This window comes from Saliniradius amylolyticus, from assembly GCF_003143555.1.
Lineage (GTDB): Bacteria > Pseudomonadota > Gammaproteobacteria > Enterobacterales > Alteromonadaceae > Saliniradius > Saliniradius amylolyticus.
On record NZ_CP029347.1, the window covers coordinates 1,951,779 to 1,966,617 of the forward strand.

Below are 14,839 nucleotides of genomic sequence, written 5' to 3' on the forward strand. Positions count from 1 at the left end.
CTGTTTTACCGGAGTCCCTTTGCGATTCAAGCCACTCTTGTTCATCTGGTTATTGCCCTTAGTGCTGTTCTATCTGGTCTGGCTATGGCTTGTCACTGAGCAGGGCTTTTGGCAAGAGGCCTTTCAACATTGGCCCATGGCCATCGCCATGGCCTTGGGCAGTTATGCAGCCGGCTCGACCCCTATGGGGGGCGGCACTGTTGGCTTCCCTATATTAGTGCTGTTGTTTGATCATCCAGCCTCCATGGGCCGGGATTTTAGTTTTGCTATTCAGGCCATCGGCATGACCAGCGCCAGTCTGTTTATTCTGGCACGCAAACAGCCATTAGCTCAGGGGATTTTGGCCGGAGCCATGTTGGGCGCCTTAGTAGGCGTTCCAGTTGGGCTATTCTGGCTGGCTCCGGTCATTCCAGAACTATGGATAAAGCTTCTGTTTGCAGTGATCTGGGCCGGTTTTGGCCTGTTGCACCTGACCCGTCTCAATGAAATAGCCTCCCACTCTGGCATGCTGGAATTCGACGAGCGTTGGGACTTTCGTCTGGGCATTGCGCTGGGCCTGACCGCCGGTGCCACAATGGTCGCCACCACCGGCGTTGGCATCGATATGGCGCTATATTCTGCGCTGGTATTGCTGTTTCGTGCCGATCTAAAAATCGCCATCCCCACCTCGGTCATTATTATGGCATTTTGCTCGGTACTGGCCGTTGGCATAAAGAGCCTGACCACAGGGTTTGCACCGGGCGTCTGGGGGAACTGGCTGGCTGCGGCGCCGGTCGTCGCTTTAGGCGCGCCTTTGGGGGTCTTCATTGTGGCCAGAATAGGACGCAAGCCAACCTTATTAATCGTCGCGTTATTATGCATCGGTCAGTTCCTCTGGACGCTGCATAATGAATACGCTTTGCTGGGAAATCTAGGTGTATCTGTCGCTGTAAGCTTAGTAGGAATATTGCTGCTGGTATTTGAACTATTGCACCGGTGGGGCGCAAAGCTGGCAGGTGACCAGCCAACGAAGATGCAAGCCCCGCCAGAGACTCAGCCCGAATCGACTCAGTCCTCATCCCCTAGCGGCCAGACCACGATATAATCTTCAAAGTCGTCCATGTCGATGGTACTTTCAGAGACGGTCTTGCCACGCACTGACATACCCGCCTTATGCATGGCCGATTTTTTCCCATCGTTAAGTAGTGGATGCCAGGAGGGCAACCCCCGACCTTCGTACAGCCGGCGGTAACTGCAACTGGGTGGCATAAAGAATATGTCTTTGAGGTTGTCCTTTGTGAGCTTCACACAATCCGGCACCAGTTCGGTACGCTTATCGTATTGGGTACATTGACAGCGCTTATCATCTAACAGATAACAAGCAATGCTGGAATAATGAACCTGCTCGCCCTCATGGATCACCTCGGTAGGATGGCGCTCATCAACCTCATCATCGATAAACTTATGCAAACAGCACTTGGCACAACCATCGCAAATGGCTTCCCATTCCTGTTGATTCATTTCAGATAGGGACTTGGTTTCCCAAAAACGCTCAGTCATCGGCTTTAACCTTTGTTGTCAGGCTGTATTGTTCGGCAAGGCTCGCAGTTAGCGTGTCACCGGGCGTTAAGGGGCCAACGCCCTTAGGCGTGCCTGTGAGTACAATGTCCCCAGGCTGCAGAGTAAAGCTGCGGCTGATCTCGGCCAGCAATTCCTCTATAGAGCGCATCATCATGGCCGTATTGCCCTGCTGGCGCAAATCACCGTTTACGTGCAGGTTAAAAGCGAGTTGTTGCGGATTGTCGATATCCGCCTTTGGAACAAATCCACTAACCGGGCAACTGCCGTCGAAGGCCTTGGCCCTCTCCCAGGGGTGTCCTTTAGCTTTAAGGCCGCTCTGTACATCCCGTAAAGTCAGATCCAAGGCCAATCCGTAGCCCCATACAGCGGCTTCTACCGCTTCCGGTTTGGCCCGACGCAATGGTTTCTCGATCAACACCGCCACTTCCAGCTCGTTATGGCAGGCCCCTAGATTAACAGGGATAGCGAAAGGCTTGTGCATATCGCACAGCGAAGAGGCCGGCTTGATAAACAACAGCGCCTCTTCCGGTACCTCGTTACTGAGCTCCCGAATGTGATCCAGGTAATTGCGCCCCACGCAAACCGCCTTTCCCACCGGGAGATCTAACCCCTGGCCCTGCCAGTTATGGTGCTGGCGCATCGATGTCTTGCAGGCCAAGTTTGATACGATCGGACAAATAGCCCACTGCTGAGCCAAAATAGGTGGAACGGTTCCAATTCATCAGTGTGTGGAAGTTATTATAAACCAGATAAATACGACCGTTTTCATCGTCTGGCATAATCAAACTGGCCTGCATATCCCGGGTGGGCAGATCGGAGCCATCATAGCGACGTACACCCAGTTCCTGCCATTCGGTCAGGCTGCGCATCTTGCTCTTTTTCAGCCCCGCCAGAGATAAATCAAAGCCCTCTGGAATCGTTACCTGCCGTCCCCAGGTCTGAGTGCTATCCCAGCCGACGGACTTCAGATAATTGGCGATAGAGGCAAACACATCGGCCTTATTGTTCCAGATATCCTTCTTGCCATCCTCATCAAAGTCGTAGGCATAGGCTAAAAAGGAGGTGGGCATAAACTGGCTCTGGCCCATCGCTCCGGCCCATGATCCCTCAAAGTCCGCCTTGGTGATATGCCCCTCATCCAGGATCTGTAAGGCTGCAAACAGTTGGCGCTTGAACAGCGTTTCGCGACGGCCGTCATAGGCCAGGGTCGCCAGGGCCGAAATTACCGGGTAGCTACCGGTAATGCGTCCAAAATTACTCTCATTGCCCCAGAGCGCCACAATAAAACGAGGCTGCACGCCAAAATGCTGACCGACCTCACTCAGCAGGGCTTTGTTCTCCTGATAATGTTCAATGGCTTGTTGAACCTTCCAGTCCGGTACCCGCGTATTCAGATAGCGATCCAAAGTCAACTTGAACTCAGGCTGGTTCTTATCAGAGCTGACCGCGCGCTTGTGGTACTCAATGCCTTCGAAGGCTTGCTCGACAAATGAGCTCTCATACCCCTTCTCTATGGCTTCTTTTTTCAAGGCGCTAACGTACTCATCGAAGCTGGGCTTGGCGACTGCGGCTAAGCTCAGAACCGATAGCATCGCGGTGAGTAAAACTCTCATTGTGACGGCTCCTGTTCTTGGTTTTCGCTACGAAAGGTGTCTAACAGATTTTCTTTCGGTGGGGGCAACTGTAGGTAATATCCCTGCTGGTCGATCTTTTCTAGTACCTTGCCCGGCTCGCTGATCGCTAAGCGACTGTCAGCGGTAATATTCAGCACCATGACCAACTCAGGCTGGCCGAAGGATTCCATCAGTGCCTCGGGCACTTCTTCAAACCGTTCACGGCCAGGAACAAACAAGTAGGTTTCGTCTTTTCGCGGACTCTTATAGATGGCACACAACATCGGCCGAATTCTCCTGTTACTCTTTCAGAGCAAATTATGAAGGCATAACACGTGCGAGGGAACGTCCCAAGACGGTTTCAAAGCCCTCTTTGAGTAGTTCGGCCCGCCAGCCCGTTAGTACATCAGGCTTCTGGTCTTGTATTTTACATTCCTCGAGATCAAACCACAGCCATTTCAGCAACTGATTGAGCTGTTTTTTCGAACCAATTAACTCAACCGGTATCTGCTCACGTTCTGCCACCGACTGACAGTGCAGCTTTAGGGCCTGTACCGTTTTCTTATAGTCCGGATAGTCCACCAGGCGTTTCAACGGCGCGGGTCTGTGCTCCGGTGGTAGCCCCTGCGCTTCACGAATCAACCGAACCCACTCATCGCCAAAGCGACGCACCTCATTAGCTGAAATCCCCTGAATATTACTGAGCGCTGTCTTACTGGTAGGCTGTTGCTTCGCCATGGCCACTAAATTGGCCTCACGGGTAACAAAGTTCAGCGCTTTATCTTTGGCTCTGGCTCGCTTAACGCGCCACTGGGCCAAACTCTTTAAGCACGCCAACGCTGCGCCCTTGAGCTGCCAATTGTTCTTAATATTCAGATAGGCAAACTCGGCCGGCAGTTCCGTCTGACGCTTCAACCCCGTCAGCGCCGACTCCTGGTAAACCCAGTCCAACCTTTCTTGCTCGCCAATGGCCTGATAAAGCTCAGGAAACACTTGCATAAGGTAAAGCACATCATTTGCCGCATAGGCCAGTTGCTGCTCGGTCAGTGGGCGGGCGAGCCAGTCGGTACGTGACTCCCCCTTATCCAACTCCACCCCCAACTGTTGTTCCACTAACTTGGCATAACCCAGCGCGTGGCCCATATTGAGCAGGCCCGCAGCAAACTGGGTGTCAAACACCGGAGCGGGTAATACGCCCAGCGCCTTCCAGAACGTTTCCATATCCTCAGAACACGAGTGCATCACCTTAATAACGTTAGGGTTTGCCATTAATTCGGCCAATGGTGACAAGTCCTCCAGCGCAAGAGGATCCACCAGGGCAATCTCATGCCCGTCATTGAGTTGCACCAAGCCTAAACACGGATAAAGGGTGCGGGTACGCACAAACTCGGTGTCCACGGCGATGGCCTTTTGCTGAGCGGCGCGCCGGCAGTATGCTTCCAGTGCAGTCTGTTGTGTAATCATCATGGTTATTTTTGTCTACCCAAAAAAGAAAACCGGCCAAGGCAGCCGGTTTTGATTGGCGAACAGGTCAGATAACCTGCTTCTTCAATCCCGTAATTCTCGTCGTAGTATCTTACCCACATTGGTTTTTGGCAACTCTGACCTGAACTCCACAGCCTTAGGTACCTTATAGCCTGTCAGGTGTTTACGACAATGTTCAATCACTGTCTTCTCAGTCAGGCTGTCATCTTTCGCCACAATAAACAGCTTCACCACTTCACCGCTGGATTCATTGGGGATACCTACAGCAGCCACTTCTACCACCGGTTCCATCATCGCGGCCACTTCTTCTATCTCATTAGGGAACACGTTAAAACCAGACACCAGAATCATGTCTTTTTTACGGTCCACAATATAGAACTGACCATCTTCGTCTACTTCGGCAATGTCACCAGTCGCCAGCCAGCCGTCTTTCAGCACTTCTGCGGTGGCATCTTCGCGGTTAAGGTAGCCCTTCATCACCTGCGGACCTTTCGCATAAAGCTCACCGGGCTTGCCCATGGGGACTTCGTTACCGTCCTCATCCAACAACTTCACGTCGGTAGAGGGAATCGGCAAGCCAATGGAACCGGTAAAGGTCTTGTTGGTCGGCATATTCACGGTAATCACCGGCGATGCCTCGGTCAGCCCGTAGCCTTCTATCATGGTACAGCCGGTTACCTCCTGCCAGCGTTCTGCCACTGGACGCTGCATTGCCATCCCACCAGCCAGCGACACCTTCAGGTTACTAAAGTCCAACTCTTTAAATCCCGGCGTATTTAACAGGCCATTGAACAGCGTGTTGACCCCGGTAATCACGCTAAACGGGTATTTATCCAGCTCCTTAACAAAACCCGGCATATCTCTCGGGTTAGTAATCAGAAGGTTGGCACAGCCATACTTCACAAAGGTCATGCAGTTCGCGACCAGTGCAAAGATGTGATAAAGCGGCAGTGCTGTTACCACCAACTCTTTTTCCGGCTCCAGCACAGATTCGAGAATCACCGAGACCTGCTCCAGATTCGCCACTATATTGCGGTGAGTCAGCATGGCGCCTTTGGACAGTCCCGTGGTTCCGCCGGTATATTGTAAAAAAGCAATATCCTCACCACTCACCTCAGGGCGCTGATAATCCAGGTTACTGCCCCGGTTTAGGGCATCGGTAAAGTTCTCGGTATTTTTCAGCTCAAAGGCTGGTACCATCTTCTTAACGTGTTTTACCACCGCATTCACAAGCCAGCGCTTGGGTACCGGAAGCATGTCACCCAGTTGGGTCAGCAGGACCTTCTCAACCGGCGTGTCGTCCACTACTTCCGCCAGTGTATGAGCGAAGTTCTCCACGATCACAATGGCTTTAGCACCCGAGTCATTGAGCTGATGTTTTAGTTCGCGGGCGGTATAGAGGGGGTTCACGTTCACAACCGTCAGTCCGGCGCGCAATACGCCGAAAATAGCAATCGGGTTCTGCAGCAGATTGGGCATCATAATGGCAACCGGGTCACCTTTTTTCAGTCCAAGCCCCTGCAGGTAAGCGGCAAAATTGCGAGTGTGGCGATCCAACTCGGAAAAGGACATTTCCCGGCCCATATTAATAAAGGCGGTATCTTTCGCGTAGCGTTTGACGGATTGCTCAAAAATATCAACCAGTGATGCGTAGTGATCAGCATCTATTTCAGCAGGGACAGAGTCTGGGTAATGCTGGAGCCAGATTTTTTCCACGGAGCCTCCTGACGGCATCTTATCATTATTGTGTTCAGGTGCAGTTGACTTATCCATATTGGGATTCTTGTCACTTCGACCCATTTTGTTGACTAATAGTAGCTAAACGCGACCTAAAGTTAAATGGTTGTACCAGTTAGCGGCCCGAATTTTGCGTTAGAAAGCATTTAAGTACGGCGGCGACAGCGCTTGGGTTATCCATATGTAAATGGTGACCACCTTCACATTCCTCATGTTGCAGGCTTGTTAACAACATTCGGCGGCGCTCAAGGTTACGCTTCACCTTCTCAAAACCTCGCGTGCCTGTGATACATACTACCGGGCATTGAATTGAGCTCAGAAATGCCTCGGCCTGGGGTTCGGTCATTCTTAACGAGGAAATCGTGCGCAAACGGCGATCGGACCGCCATCTGAACTCTCCATCGGTCTCCTGCAGGTTGCGGTCAACCAGCAGCTCGGCACTGCTCCTTGCCAGATCTCCAGCCTGAGCCCGCGCCGCAACAGCCTGCTGGCGATCTTTGGGATGACGGGCGGGCTTGCGGTCAATGGCAATACGGCTCAACACCGACTCCCTGATTTGTTCGGCGCTCGTTTCCACATCCTTAGTCAGACTGCCAAAGGCTTCAATGGTCATCAGACTCTGCACCCGCTCCGGAAAGCTGGCACTGAACAATGATCCTATAATCCCCCCGAGTGAATGGCCCAGAATATGGCACTGGCTCCAGTCAAGAGCTTCAAGTACGGCATACACATCTTGCACCCAGTCGACTAAATGGTAATTCGCATCCGCGCTGCGATGCTCTGATAGCCCATGACCAGGCAAATCTATCGCGACCAACTCAATATCCTCAAGATACTCTGAAAGCGGCAGAAAGCTTGCGGCATTGTCCAGCCAGCCGTGCAAGGCCAGTACCTTTATCGAGGCCTCGGATTTTCCGAGGCGCAGTCCGGCGATCTTGTGATGAGAAGTCGTCAGTGAAATGTCTTGCATTAAATCAATCCGTCAATAAACCAACAAAGCGGCAACAATGTGCCGCTTTGTATCACTAAACTGCCGCCTGCGGCAATAACTTGCCCCAGGCTTAAGACCGATGAACGTCGCCGTTAATGTCTCTCTGTATTCGCTCTCCGTTCGGTATTGATAGGGCGCATTTGCTGTCCTTCGGGACGATTAGGACGGACTCTGGGTGAGACTTGCTTGGGTTGTTCGGGCGTATCAGACTTTGAATCCTCTCCGCCGCCAGATCTTTTATGTACAACCACCCGGGAACGCGTGTAATAAGGCCACATGTGCCAACCGTGCCAGCCGTAGCCTCCCCAAATACTAAATGTGGTCGTTTCCACCTCACGTTTCGGCTTCCACAAATAGTAACTGTTACTTACAAGCGTTGGAAAACGGTATTTATGTTCACCCACCTGCCCGTCTTCAATCCCGGTTATCTGTCCCACAACGGTGACGGCTTTACCCGTTTTAAACACCATGGGATCGAGAAAACCATCCACATACACCCGAAAACGCCCCACACTCTGTTCATCTTCCTGAGGGCGGCCTGTTGACGACAACGGGTAATGCACCACTTCCAAACGGGTTTGCTGTTCCAGGTTATCTATAGCCGCTATCACGCCCCCCCAACGAGCCGTTGCATCCTGATGGGATTTCGCGGCTGAAGTGGCCTGACTGTAATCCACCAGCGGCTGGTTTTCAGAGACTTTAATGGATTCCGGGACAGACGCACATCCTGCCAGCGTCAACAATGCAAGAATACTCAATAGGCGATACATAATGCCTTCCTTTTTGGTTTACTACTTACAGTAATCAGAGTATCGGCTATGTCGCCTGAATCAAGGCTGAATTGATGATTAAGCGAACGTATCAACGCCCATCATACTCTGAATTTCGGCGCGTTTTTCCTCGCGCGCCAGAGTCTGATAAGCGTCGATGGCCTGCTGGCCTCTGCGGGGGGGCTGGTCATAAAACGCCGACTGGTGACGAAAACGATCCGCCTGGAACTGCAGCTCAGCGTTACCCTGACGCACCTTTTCGGCGCGCTTAGGCTGTTCCTGCTCAGCCGCAGGCGCAACCTCTCTGACCGGCGAGGCCGAAGGCTTTTTCTGGTTGGCTCCATTAACCGCCAACCCTTGATGTGTGGCAGAGACTGAACGCTGAATATCCACGAGTCGCGACTACCCTCTATTCCTTAACGTTGCAAAACGAGTGTTCAAAAGAAATATCTGCAATATTCGTTCCGGTTTACTCTCGGCCCGGTAATTTCTTCCAGGTCACTTTATCACGTAAATATACCGGTTGTACCTGATCTGCATTCGTTTGTTCGCCAGCCTCGAAGGCTGCATGGGCCAGGGCCAGCATTGCTCTGGCGTCAGGAAGGATAATATCTGACTCAACGATAATCTCCGATTCTGCCCCCAGCTCCGGATAAGCTTGCCATCCGGTCCCAACTCCAACAGCAGCCTGCTGCTGCGCCAAAATATCCAGTGCCGCCTGCGGTGGCACAACCTGCTCTTCAATTACCGGCTCGGCCAGGCCATTACGATACTCAAAAAAACCCAGGTAAACCTCGCCCATACGGGCATCAATAGCCGTGGCAACATGCTGACTTCCATTTTCATCCATCGCTTGTTGCGCCATGGCGGCCAGAGTGGAAACTCCCACTACCGGCAATTCGGCCCCCAATGCCAGGCCTTGAATCATACCGGTGGCAATACGCACCCCGGTAAAGCTGCCGGGACCCCGACCAAAGGCCAAGCCATCAAGTTGCTTCAACGTAATGTCGGCCTCCTCTAATACCCCTTGTACCATGGGCAACAATTTTTGACTGTGCTGTTGTGGACACACCTCAAAACGGCTGATGATGCGACCGTTATAGCGCAAGGCGACGGAGCACGCCTCGGTAGCGGTATCAATAACCAGAATATTCATGATGTCTGGGAATCCTCTTGGGTTATCTGTTCCAGAAATTGTACGGCGTCATCCAACGTGCGGGTACGACGCATGGGGGGCAAGCTCCCAAGAAAAGTTTTGCCGTAATCCCGGGTCACCAGACGGTTATCGCAGATCACCAGCACGCCTTTATCACTGTTGTCGCGGATCAGGCGCCCGGCCCCCTGTTTTAACGTAATCACTGCCCGGGGTATCTGCAACCGGGCAAAAGGGTTAGCACCGGATTTACGACAATCCTCAATACGGGCTTGCAACAAGGGGTCGTCCGGTGACGCAAACGGCAGCTTGTCGATGAGTACACAGGTTAGATCCTGACCACGCACATCCACACCCTCCCAAAACGCACCGGTACCCAATAATACCCCATTCTTTGAGCTTAAGTATTCGTCCAGTAAGGCCCGTTTGCTCATGCTGCCCTGGACTAAGACCGGGTTGTCGATTTTATCCGGGAGCACCTTGGCGATGTCATTGAGCATGGCGTGACTGGTAAACAGCAAGAAGCAACGTCCGCCACTGGCCTCAATCAGCCGTTGGGCGATATTAACCAGGTGTTCCCGCATTGCCCAGTCACTGGGTTCAGGCAAAAAGCGCGGCACACACAACATAGCCTGACTGTCGTAATCAAAGGGGCTGTCCAGGGCCAGTGTTTGGGGCTCATCGATACCCATCTGCCGGGTAAAGTGCTCAAAGCCGTCGTCGACCATCAAGGTGGCCGAGGTGAACACCCAGCTGCGCGGTGGTTCAGCCATAAACTCAGCAAAACGCTTGGCGATGGACAAGGGCGTGAGATGCAACACAATATGGCGCGGCGTGGTCTCGTACCAGAGACTGACGCCTTTTTTCTGAACATCGCAGAGTTTATCCAACAAGGTCCGGGCCTGTGAGCAGCGCTCAAAGCAATTATCCAGATCTTTATCCCGGCCCAGGTGAGTTTTAATCACCTCGTACAGAAACTCCAGGCTGTCGCTGATTCGCTCGACCTGAGCTCTGATGGTTTCCTCGGCTAACGACTCCACCCAATTGCCTTTTTGGGGTGTATCCGGATAGAGCAGGCGTAAATCGGCAAGCTGCATTTTAAGCTTATCGGCCGCCTTAGATAGCTGACCAGCGTCTTTTAGTGCAGTTCGATAAATCAGCTCGACTTCTTCACAGAGTTCTCTTAGCTGACGGCTGGAGAGGTTTTCCCCAAAGTATTCGGTGGCAATATCGGGAATCTGATGTGCTTCATCGAATACCACCAGATCCGACTCCGGGATCAGCTCACCAAAGCCGGTATTTTTAAGGGCCATGTCGGCAAAAAACAAATGATGATTGACCACCACCACCTCGGCATCCAGCGCCTGACGACGGGCTTTTACCAAGTAGCAGTCTTCGTAGTCGGGACAATCTTTACCCAGACAGTTATCCACTGTTGAGGTTACCAAGGGAAGCACCCGCGCGTCCTCAGGCAGACTCTTTAGCTCGCCCATGTCGCCGCTTTTGGTGCTACTGGCCCATTGGCGTACCTGAGTCAACTGACCCAATACGTTTTTATCCACCAGGGTCGAGTTACCGCTGTGCTGACGCAGCCGATGCAGGCACAGATAATTAGAGCGTCCCTTGAGCAACACGGTGCGCTTGTTACTGCCCAAGGCTTTTTTGATGATCGGTAGATCGCGATGAAACAGCTGTTCCTGCAGGTTTTTGGTACCGGTGGAGATAATGGCTTTCTTATTGCTGAGCAGCGCCGGAATCAAATAAGCAAAGGTCTTACCGGTGCCGGTGCCCGCCTCGACCACCAGAGCTTGCTTTTGTTTTATTGAGGCTTCAATCGCCAGCGCCATATCCAGCTGGGCCTGACGAGGCGAGAAACCATCAATGGCCTTGGCCAGGGCACCGTCTGGGGCGAATGTTTGTTTTACTGACGTCATAACCTCTCCTGTAAGCGGCGAGATTATGCCAAAAACACTCTCCTATTGCAGGCCTAAAAGCAAAAACCCCGGCATCGAGGCCGGGGTTTTACCATCATCACTGAGTGTTTATTCGGTAGGTGCCTTTTTAAGGCCCGCCCTTTCCCAGGTTTTGGTCTTAAAGCTCAGCAGTACCAGCACAATCCCCACACCAATGCCAAACAAGGCAATCTGCAAGTAGAGATACGGCATTTGCTGCACTTTTTCCGGATCAAAGTTACCGGCAAGCAGGCCAGAAATGATGTTACCGATGGAATACGTCAGTACAAACACGCCCATCATTTGGCCGGCAAAGCGCTGTGGCGCTAACTTACTCACTGCACTCAACGCCACTGGGCTTAAGCAAAGCTCACCCACTGTATGCAGGAAGTAGGTGGTAATCAGCCAGTAAGGCGCTACCTTTAGTCCTTCCGCTGCGTAATGAGAGGCCATAAACATCACCAGAAAGCCGGTGGCCATGATAATCAGACCCAGGGCACACTTTACACTGTACGAGGGCGTAATCATGCGCTTGGCCAGATTAATCCAGAGCGCCGCGAAGAAAGGCGACAGCAGGATAATAAAAATCGAGTTGGCCGACTGGAACCAGGCCGTTGGGATCTCGAACGAGCCTATCATTCTGTCTGTGTAATCACGGGCAAACAGGTTCAATGATGAACCGGCCTGTTCAAAGCCGGACCAGAAACAGGCCGAAGCCACACAGACGGCAAACAAGGCCCACATGCGTTTGCGTTCGCCATCATCCAGCTCACCCATAAAGTAGATGTAACCGTAATACAAGAAGAAGATCAGCGTGAAGGCCACCGCCACATATTGGGCTACTGCTACGGGGTTAATGACCACCACGCCGGTATAGGTCAATACCACAGTCAGCACTACTAACGACAAGATGGCGATAATCCCGGCCCAAGCCTTTTTCATACCCGCGGGGCTGAAAGGGTTCGCAGGCTTGTCATTGATGTTTTCAAGGTTACCAAGTGTTAGCTTGTATTGAATCAAGCCGATGGCCATCCCCACGGCGGCAGCGCCAAAGGCCCAGTGCCAGCCTACATTTTCCATGAAGTAACCGCACACGCCGTAACCGATCAGCGAGCCGATATTGATACCCATGTAGTAAATGGCGTAGCCACTGTCACGACGCTCATCTTCCGAGCTGTACAGTTGTCCCACCATGGCACTGATATTGGGCTTTAATAGCCCGGTGCCCAAGGCCACCAGGATCAAGCCGATAAAGAAGGTGCTGTGGCTGGGAATCGCCAGTACGATGTGCCCCATCATGATGATGACGCCGCCGTACCAGACGGTTCTTTGCCCGCCCATCAGGCGGTCAGCAAACCAGCCACCGGGTAAACCTAAGAAGTATACCGCACCGGTATACAAGCCGTAGATAGCGGCAGCGGAGGCAACAGTGAAGCCTAACCCTTCTTCCTGCAGACTGGCGGTCATAAAGAGCACCAGCAACGCGCGCATGCCGTAGTAACTCATGCGCTCCCACATCTCAGTAAAAAACAGTGTGCTCAGCCCCGAAGGATGACCAAAAAAACCGGTATCCTTCTTGGTGGCCACATTACTCGTTTCGTTTGTCATTTAACCAATACCCCAACAGAGTTATTTTAAAATGCTGCTTTTATTGTTATTGCTTGCTAAGCAGGTTGCTCAAAATGACCAAAAGCGCCTCGTAAGTCAACCTTAGGTCCGAGCAAAACTGCTGGGATTCTACAGAATAAGCGGCCTTGGGGTAAGCCCTAATCAAAAGGCCAGGTGGATCGTCAGCATCAGCACGCCGCCGAGCACCATAAAGACATTTTCGGTGAACGAGACAAAGCCCAGCGGCACATTGCTGTCACCGCCGACACAGGCACATTTGAGTTCTCGCTTGTCGATGTAAACGGCTTTGAACACAGACACGCCGCCTACCAGGCCGATAAATAATGACACAGGCGCCACAAGGTAGGCATTGAGCCCGGCTATCATTCCAATACCGGCATAAGCCTCCAGAAAAGGATAGAGGGTGGCGTAGCGTAACTGGCGCATGGCCAGCAGATCATAGGTAATAAAACTATTGGTAAAGCTGTGCACATCCTGCAATTTCTGGAGGGCCAGCAGGGTCATCGCCACACCAATAAAGGTTAACAGAGAAGACAGGCTAAGTACGCTTTCGCTGGCGTACCACTGGATGGCGAGAGCCACCAGGAACGCCACCGAGAAAATTGCCACCACCGGCGTGTAGGTAGTGCCCGACTGGCCCGCTTCCCCCATGCCGAAATAGTCCCTGAGTTCGTCATAGCCGCCGATACGCTTGCCATCAATAAAGGCCTGGGGTGTAGTCTCAACATCGTGTTTTTGTTTGAAGGCATCGGTTTCTTCGCGGGAAGACAGAGGATGATCGTCCACCTCATAACCCTTGCGCTCCAATAAGTCTTTGGCTCGTAAGCCAAAGGGACAGATATGCTCATCAGTTTGCATTCTGTATAGCGTTGCTTGCTGGCTCATCACTCCTCCATAAAAACAACCAATGGGCAGGCAGTCACGCCTACTCTATGAGTCCTCCCACCGATTCGCCCCATGCATCATCCTCATGACCTCATGTTCCTCAAGCGCCAGTAACCGTTCCAGCAGTTCAATATTGCTGGGGATGTTGGCCCGAGCCAACAAATAACGATACAGTCCGGTTACTTGATCATGCTGTGCGGCGATGGTTCTCATCACCTCCTGAGTCGAGGCCTCGTTAAGCGGGATATCTTCTTCCCCGGCCAGCTGAATCGGGTTCTTATCCAAGTACTCATAGCACCAGGTATTCAACGTCTTAAGCTCTGACTGCGCTTCAAAAGCTTCAAACAACTCGGACAAATGCCCCTCATGCTCGCTGAGATATTCCAGCAGCAGCTTTACCCGCTCGCTGGACTGCTTGTCCGCGCACTCTTGTAAATAGTCAGACAAACGGCGGTGATAGACTTCTGTCCAATGCAGAATGTCCCGCAGGTTCTCTACTTGCATCGAATGCCTCCATTGATGAACTCTAAGTAAACACTAGCGCATTCACACCAGAATGCATTATTGCCCCTGCTGGGTGGATTCAGTGCGACCAATGTATGTGTACGATCTGCCAGCGACCTTGCCGTTTTTCAAGCACGATGGTTTCCATTCCCTCATAGTCACGCGCCTTGCCCTTATACACACCCTTGGTATGACTGCGAGAAACCGATAACGCGGTTTGTCCATTCACCGTCACGTGGTGCTCAAGAGTACTTGTATCCACTGCCTGCATATAACGCATATCCGATAGCATGTGATGGCTGGCATATTCATCAGCACTGCGCTCCACACCACCCCCCTCAAAAATCAATACATCGTCGGCAAGTGTTGCCCTGGCGCTTTCCTGATCACCCGTCTCCAGGGCTTGATGAAAGGCCAGAACAACTTGTCCGGCAGGCGTTTCAAGCCCCGACGTGGACATTTCCTGATGGCTACCATTGGATTCAACATGGGCCAAGACGCTCAGTGGCGCCAGTGCTAACGATAAAAAGACAATCATGATGTTCAGATTCATTGTGTTG

16 protein-coding genes are annotated in these 14,839 nt (G+C 52.2%); 1 reads left to right on the top strand and 15 read right to left on the bottom strand.

The features are described 5' to 3' along the window. Positions 1-19: 19 nt before the first annotated feature. A complete protein-coding gene (locus HMF8227_RS09050) occupies positions 20-1,084 on the top strand; it encodes a sulfite exporter TauE/SafE family protein (protein WP_109341058.1) in 1,065 nt (354 codons plus the stop codon). Here the strand turns inward: HMF8227_RS09050 and HMF8227_RS09055 are convergent. The 15 genes from HMF8227_RS09055 to HMF8227_RS09125 all read right to left on the bottom strand — a co-directional run bounded on the left by HMF8227_RS09055 (position 1,048) and on the right by HMF8227_RS09125 (position 14,832). Beyond that, positions 1,048-1,539, bottom strand: a complete 492-nt coding sequence (locus tag HMF8227_RS09055) for a YcgN family cysteine cluster protein (protein WP_109339879.1) — start codon at positions 1,537-1,539, stop codon at positions 1,048-1,050. The two genes, HMF8227_RS09050 and HMF8227_RS09055, sit on opposite strands and share 37 nt — an antisense overlap. Beyond that, entirely contained in the window at positions 1,532-2,200 is a 669-nt protein-coding gene (locus HMF8227_RS09060) for a fumarylacetoacetate hydrolase family protein (protein ID WP_109339880.1), read from the bottom strand. The genes HMF8227_RS09055 and HMF8227_RS09060 overlap by 8 nt, the downstream gene beginning before the upstream one ends. Further along, positions 2,184-3,173, bottom strand: a complete 990-nt coding sequence (locus tag HMF8227_RS09065) for a lytic murein transglycosylase (protein ID WP_109339881.1) — start codon at positions 3,171-3,173, stop codon at positions 2,184-2,186. The genes HMF8227_RS09060 and HMF8227_RS09065 overlap by 17 nt, the downstream gene beginning before the upstream one ends. After that, positions 3,170-3,457 carry a YcgL domain-containing protein gene (locus HMF8227_RS09070; RefSeq protein WP_109339882.1) on the bottom strand — a complete coding sequence of 96 codons (288 nt, stop codon included), beginning with the start codon at positions 3,455-3,457 and terminating at the stop codon, positions 3,170-3,172. The genes HMF8227_RS09065 and HMF8227_RS09070 overlap by 4 nt, the downstream gene beginning before the upstream one ends. Positions 3,458-3,491: 34 nt before the next feature. Continuing rightward, the gene (rnd, locus tag HMF8227_RS09075) at positions 3,492-4,640 is read right to left on the bottom strand and encodes a ribonuclease D (protein ID WP_109339883.1); all 1,149 of its coding nucleotides are present in this window, start codon (positions 4,638-4,640) and stop codon (positions 3,492-3,494) included. Between the two features lie 81 nt (positions 4,641-4,721). Then, on the bottom strand, positions 4,722-6,374 hold the full coding sequence (fadD, locus tag HMF8227_RS09080; protein ID WP_109341059.1) for a long-chain-fatty-acid--CoA ligase FadD: 1,653 nt from the start codon (positions 6,372-6,374) through the stop codon (positions 4,722-4,724). A gap of 136 nt (positions 6,375-6,510) precedes the next feature. Continuing rightward, the gene (locus tag HMF8227_RS09085) at positions 6,511-7,365 is read right to left on the bottom strand and encodes an alpha/beta fold hydrolase (protein ID WP_109339884.1); all 855 of its coding nucleotides are present in this window, start codon (positions 7,363-7,365) and stop codon (positions 6,511-6,513) included. Positions 7,366-7,478: 113 nt separating this feature from the next. Further along, entirely contained in the window at positions 7,479-8,156 is a 678-nt protein-coding gene (locus HMF8227_RS09090) for a Slp family lipoprotein (protein WP_109339885.1), read from the bottom strand. Positions 8,157-8,234: 78 nt separating this feature from the next. Continuing rightward, positions 8,235-8,549 (bottom strand): hypothetical protein, encoded by a 315-nt coding sequence (locus HMF8227_RS09095; protein WP_109339886.1) that lies wholly within the window; start codon positions 8,547-8,549, stop codon positions 8,235-8,237. Positions 8,550-8,625: 76 nt separating this feature from the next. Continuing rightward, positions 8,626-9,312 carry a tRNA (adenosine(37)-N6)-threonylcarbamoyltransferase complex dimerization subunit type 1 TsaB gene (tsaB, locus tag HMF8227_RS09100; RefSeq protein ID WP_109339887.1) on the bottom strand — a complete coding sequence of 229 codons (687 nt, stop codon included), beginning with the start codon at positions 9,310-9,312 and terminating at the stop codon, positions 8,626-8,628. Beyond that, entirely contained in the window at positions 9,309-11,243 is a 1,935-nt protein-coding gene (locus HMF8227_RS09105) for a DNA repair helicase YoaA (RefSeq protein WP_109339888.1), read from the bottom strand. The genes tsaB and HMF8227_RS09105 overlap by 4 nt, the downstream gene beginning before the upstream one ends. A 108-nt stretch (positions 11,244-11,351) precedes the next feature. Then, positions 11,352-12,869 (bottom strand): peptide MFS transporter, encoded by a 1,518-nt coding sequence (locus tag HMF8227_RS09110; protein WP_420820525.1) that lies wholly within the window; start codon positions 12,867-12,869, stop codon positions 11,352-11,354. Positions 12,870-13,031: 162 nt separating this feature from the next. Beyond that, positions 13,032-13,775, bottom strand: coding sequence for a MauE/DoxX family redox-associated membrane protein (locus tag HMF8227_RS09115; protein WP_109339889.1), 744 nt, complete (start codon positions 13,773-13,775; stop codon positions 13,032-13,034). Between the two features lie 45 nt (positions 13,776-13,820). Further along, positions 13,821-14,279, bottom strand: coding sequence for an ATPase (locus HMF8227_RS09120; protein WP_109339890.1), 459 nt, complete (start codon positions 14,277-14,279; stop codon positions 13,821-13,823). A 79-nt stretch (positions 14,280-14,358) separates the two neighbouring features. Then, a complete protein-coding gene (locus HMF8227_RS09125) occupies positions 14,359-14,832 on the bottom strand; it encodes a YybH family protein (protein WP_239421241.1) in 474 nt (157 codons plus the stop codon). Between the last annotated feature and the right edge of the window lie 7 nt (positions 14,833-14,839).

Bases quoted from the DNA above. Each gene is read 5' to 3' on its own strand.
- rnd (WP_109339883.1), bottom strand. From the start codon at position 4,640: ATGATGATTACACAACAGACTGCACTGGAAGCATACTGCCGGCGCGCC.
- tsaB (WP_109339887.1), bottom strand. From the start codon at position 9,312: ATGAATATTCTGGTTATTGATACCGCTACCGAGGCGTGCTCCGTCGCC.
- HMF8227_RS09105 (WP_109339888.1), bottom strand. From the start codon at position 11,243: ATGACGTCAGTAAAACAAACATTCGCCCCAGACGGTGCCCTGGCCAAG.
- HMF8227_RS09110 (WP_420820525.1), bottom strand. From the start codon at position 12,869: ATGACAAACGAAACGAGTAATGTGGCCACCAAGAAGGATACCGGTTTT.
- HMF8227_RS09055 (WP_109339879.1), bottom strand. From the start codon at position 1,539: ATGACTGAGCGTTTTTGGGAAACCAAGTCCCTATCTGAAATGAATCAA.
- HMF8227_RS09125 (WP_239421241.1), bottom strand. From the start codon at position 14,832: ATGAATCTGAACATCATGATTGTCTTTTTATCGTTAGCACTGGCGCCA.
- HMF8227_RS09060 (WP_109339880.1), bottom strand. From the start codon at position 2,200: ATGCGCCAGCACCATAACTGGCAGGGCCAGGGGTTAGATCTCCCGGTG.
- HMF8227_RS09065 (WP_109339881.1), bottom strand. From the start codon at position 3,173: ATGAGAGTTTTACTCACCGCGATGCTATCGGTTCTGAGCTTAGCCGCA.
- HMF8227_RS09090 (WP_109339885.1), bottom strand. From the start codon at position 8,156: ATGTATCGCCTATTGAGTATTCTTGCATTGTTGACGCTGGCAGGATGT.
- HMF8227_RS09085 (WP_109339884.1), bottom strand. From the start codon at position 7,365: ATGCAAGACATTTCACTGACGACTTCTCATCACAAGATCGCCGGACTG.
- HMF8227_RS09120 (WP_109339890.1), bottom strand. From the start codon at position 14,279: ATGCAAGTAGAGAACCTGCGGGACATTCTGCATTGGACAGAAGTCTAT.
- HMF8227_RS09115 (WP_109339889.1), bottom strand. From the start codon at position 13,775: ATGAGCCAGCAAGCAACGCTATACAGAATGCAAACTGATGAGCATATC.
- HMF8227_RS09070 (WP_109339882.1), bottom strand. From the start codon at position 3,457: ATGTTGTGTGCCATCTATAAGAGTCCGCGAAAAGACGAAACCTACTTG.